Origin of the sequence: Armatimonas sp., assembly GCF_043760365.1 — a bacterium.
GTDB lineage: Bacteria > Armatimonadota > Armatimonadia > Armatimonadales > Armatimonadaceae > Armatimonas.
Genome location: NZ_JAYUPA010000815.1, coordinates 1 through 3250, shown reverse-complemented (window position 1 = coordinate 3250; position 3250 = coordinate 1). Strand labels below are relative to the sequence as shown.

The 3250-nt window shown below is 47.4% G+C and carries 6 protein-coding genes; all 6 read left to right on the top strand.

The window, feature by feature from the left end:
* On the top strand, positions 1-462 hold a 462-nt coding region (locus ACH2EH_RS19995), incomplete at its 5' end, for an amidase family protein (protein WP_395144453.1).
* A 19-nt stretch (positions 463-481) separates the two neighbouring features.
* On the top strand, positions 482-970 hold the full coding sequence (locus ACH2EH_RS19990; protein WP_395144451.1) for a hypothetical protein: 489 nt from the start codon (positions 482-484) through the stop codon (positions 968-970).
* A gap of 73 nt (positions 971-1043) precedes the next feature.
* On the top strand, positions 1044-1130 hold the full coding sequence (locus ACH2EH_RS19985; protein WP_395144457.1) for a glutamate--tRNA ligase family protein: 87 nt from the start codon (positions 1044-1046) through the stop codon (positions 1128-1130).
* Positions 1131-1162: 32 nt separating this feature from the next.
* The gene (locus ACH2EH_RS19980; protein WP_395144449.1) at positions 1163-2284 is read left to right on the top strand and encodes an AAA family ATPase; all 1122 of its coding nucleotides are present in this window, start codon (positions 1163-1165) and stop codon (positions 2282-2284) included.
* Positions 2284-2772, top strand: coding sequence for a hypothetical protein (locus ACH2EH_RS19975; protein ID WP_395144447.1), 489 nt, complete (start codon positions 2284-2286; stop codon positions 2770-2772). The genes ACH2EH_RS19980 and ACH2EH_RS19975 overlap by 1 nt, the downstream gene beginning before the upstream one ends.
* Before the next feature lie 80 nt (positions 2773-2852).
* The coding region (locus ACH2EH_RS19970; protein WP_395144455.1) for a glutamate--tRNA ligase family protein at positions 2853-3250 on the top strand (398 nt) is incomplete at its 3' end.

The following is a 3250-nucleotide window of genomic DNA, read 5'->3' as shown; positions in this document are numbered from 1 at the left end:
AGCCTCAAGGAGCTGATCGCCTTCAACCAGAGCATAAAAGCCAAAGAGCTGCCGTTCTTCGGGCAGGAGCTACTGGAAAAAGCGCAAGCCAAGGGGCCGCTGAGCGAGTCTGAGTATGTTAAGGCTTTAGCAAAGTGCCGCAAGCAGTCCCGCGATCAGGGGATTGATGCGATCATGAACAAGCACAAGCTCGATGCGCTCTTCGCCCCGACACAGGCCCCCGCGTGGCCGATTGATCTGGTGAACGGCGATCATTTTCTGGGCAGCGCGACCAGCCCCGCGGCTGTCGCGGGCTACCCGAGTATCACCGTTCCGGCGGGCTTCATCCACGGTTTGCCCGTCGGTGTTGCGTTCTGGGGCCGCGCTAACTCCGAAGCCACCCTCCTACGGCTCGCCTTCGCCTTCGAGCAAGCCACTAAGCACCGCCGCCCCCCGACCTTCGCGGAGACAGTTGCACTCTAATAATACAGGACTCAACCCTATGAAGAAAAGACATTTTGGTGAGCTTCCGCCTCGCTACCAGTTCGTGCTCAATCCCTACCCGGATCAACGAATTTCGCGCTGTCCTCTCTGTGAGGCTAAAACGGGACAAAAGAAAATCCCATTATTGATCCACATAGATCCACAGCACCTTATTGCCCTCAACTACACTTGCCGCTTTTGTCAGAGCTGTGAGCTTCTTGTTGGGCATAAACATACTATTGAGCACTTCCTCTTCGAGTTATTTCTTCTGCACTCCCCTGAAAGCATCGGCAATAGCTATATAATAATTGGTACCGTGGAAAAAGGAGCATGGCGTAAGGGGTTGACAGAACGGCTAGACATCCCTAGCCTTCTGCCTCATGCGGGCGATTTTGAGACGTACTTAGAGGATCTGCGATGCACGCGCCCCGGCTACTACAGAGCAGACGAGAAACCACCTATCATGGAGCCGCCACTCTCAGACGAGTGGGTCAAAGCAGCTCCGTAGTCTGGTTTCACCGTCAAGGGTAAATGCGGTATCATAGGCAATCGTGCCGACTACAGATACTTTAGATATTTTCATGGGCCGCGAACCGTGCCGGGTGCGGACGCGCTTCGCCCCCTCCCCGACTGGCTTTCTTCATGTAGGAGCGTTTCGCACTTCCTAATCCGATGAAGAGAATATAAATAGAGCAATATAATGATAAAACGACTGTATATTCATAATTTTAAGTGTCTTGAAAACTTCGAGATGAAGTTTGAAGATATTCCAACATCCATGATTATCGGAAAAAATGGTTCCGGTAAATCTACGATAAGTCGAGTGCTAGAAATAATAAAAGAGATCGCTTATGGTAATAGTCGTCTCATCTCTAACGATGCAAGTGAACCTTGTTTGATAATGCCATCTGATTTCTCTCTCGGTCGGACTGAAGTGCCGATGAGATTTCAGATCGAAGTCAGTATAAATGGTCATGATTTTTCGTATGACCTTGCTCTCGAACTTCCAAAAGGCTTTAAGGCTTTAAGGGTACTTGAAGAGAGGCTTACTATTGATGGAAATGTTATCTATACACGAGAAAAGGCAAAGATTTCTTTTGTGAAACAAGGAGGGCCTGCGTCGGAATTTCAATGGGACTGGCATTCGGTTGCTTTACCGACGATCTATGTAAACTCAGAAGACGATCCGATTCAGATATTTAGAGCGTGGCTATCGCGGATGATAATCATTTCTCCAATCCCTTCTAGGATAGATGGGGTTGCGGATAAGGAAGCATTTTATCTGGATAGAGGGGCAGAGAATTTTGGTAGGTGGTTACTTAATGTATTGAGTGTTAACTCTAGCTCTGTATTTGGAATTACTGAATATATAAAAGATGTTATGCCTGATTTTAATTCGATAAAGAAAAATGGGAATTCTAATAGGTATTTTGTGAGTTTTAAGAATTCTAAAGATGGATCGTTATTTGATGTTGCTTTTGAATCGTTGTCTGATGGAGAAAAATGTTTCTTTATCTGTGCGGCAATACTTGCTGCAAATCAGGAGAATGGGCCATTCTTATGTTTTTGGGATGAACCTGATAATTATCTCTCACCCTCAGAATTAGGACATTTTATCATGAGCCTACGTCGAGGATTTCAGATGAAAGGACAACTTATCCTGACATCTCATCATCCTGAAGTGATAGGTAAATTCTCAAATGAGAATACTTTTATTCTTAGTCGGAATAGTCATATGGAGCCGACTATTATTCAGTATCTTTCCCAAATACTCATTTATGGAAGCCTTAATGATGCTCTTCTGCGAGGTGATTTGATCTAATGGCTGGAAATAGATATAAGAATCGTGTCGAAATTTTCGTTGAGGACGATGCTAATCGTGAGTTAGTCAACGGCTTTTTAAGGGTAGGGTATCTTCCTTATCGTAAGGATATTATCGTCGTTACTCCTGCGGGTGGGTGGCGTGTGCTCAAGAATAAATTTTCCGAAGAGTATATCAAGCGGATGCGAAACGACAAATTTCTACATGTGGTCTTGGTTGTTGATTTCGATGATAAAGATGATAGATTCACAGAAGTATCATCTGTGATTCCTAGTGATTTGTGTGACAGGGTAATGCTGATAGGGATGAAGGATGAACCCGAAGACATGAGGCGTTCTATGGGGAAACATCTTGAGGATATTGGTGAGGAAATCGCAAAAGCCTGTTTTGACAAGGCTGAGGGTGTCTGGGGGGACGAGCACCTGAAGCACAATCATTCAGAGCGTGAGCGGATTGGACAGACAATGAGAGACCTTCTCTTTAAGTAAAGGCTTTAACCTTCGCGGCAACGGCAGATTTCGGGGTATCATAGGCAATCGTGCCGACTACAGATACTTTAGATATTTTTATGGGTCGCGAACCGCGTCGGGTGCGGACGCGCTTTGCCCCCTCCCCGACAGGGTTTCTTCATGTAGGAGCGTTTCGCACCGCGCTGTTCTCCTATCTCCTCGCTAAAAAATACGGCGGGGACTTTCTCTTGCGTATCGAGGACACGGACCAGAAGCGCCTGGTCAAGGGCTCGCTGGAGCATATTATCCAGTCGTTGCATGCCCTCGGGACTCCCTACGACGAAGGCCCGGATCTGGCGACGGTGGCGCTGCTGCCCGAAGCCTACGGCTCTGTGGATCCAGCACTTTTGCCTGCGGATGGTGGGCCGCATGGGCCGTATATCCAGTCGCTACGCAAGCCGCGCTACACCGAGGTGGTTGAGTCGTTGCTGGAGGCAGGAAAGGCGTACTGGGCGTT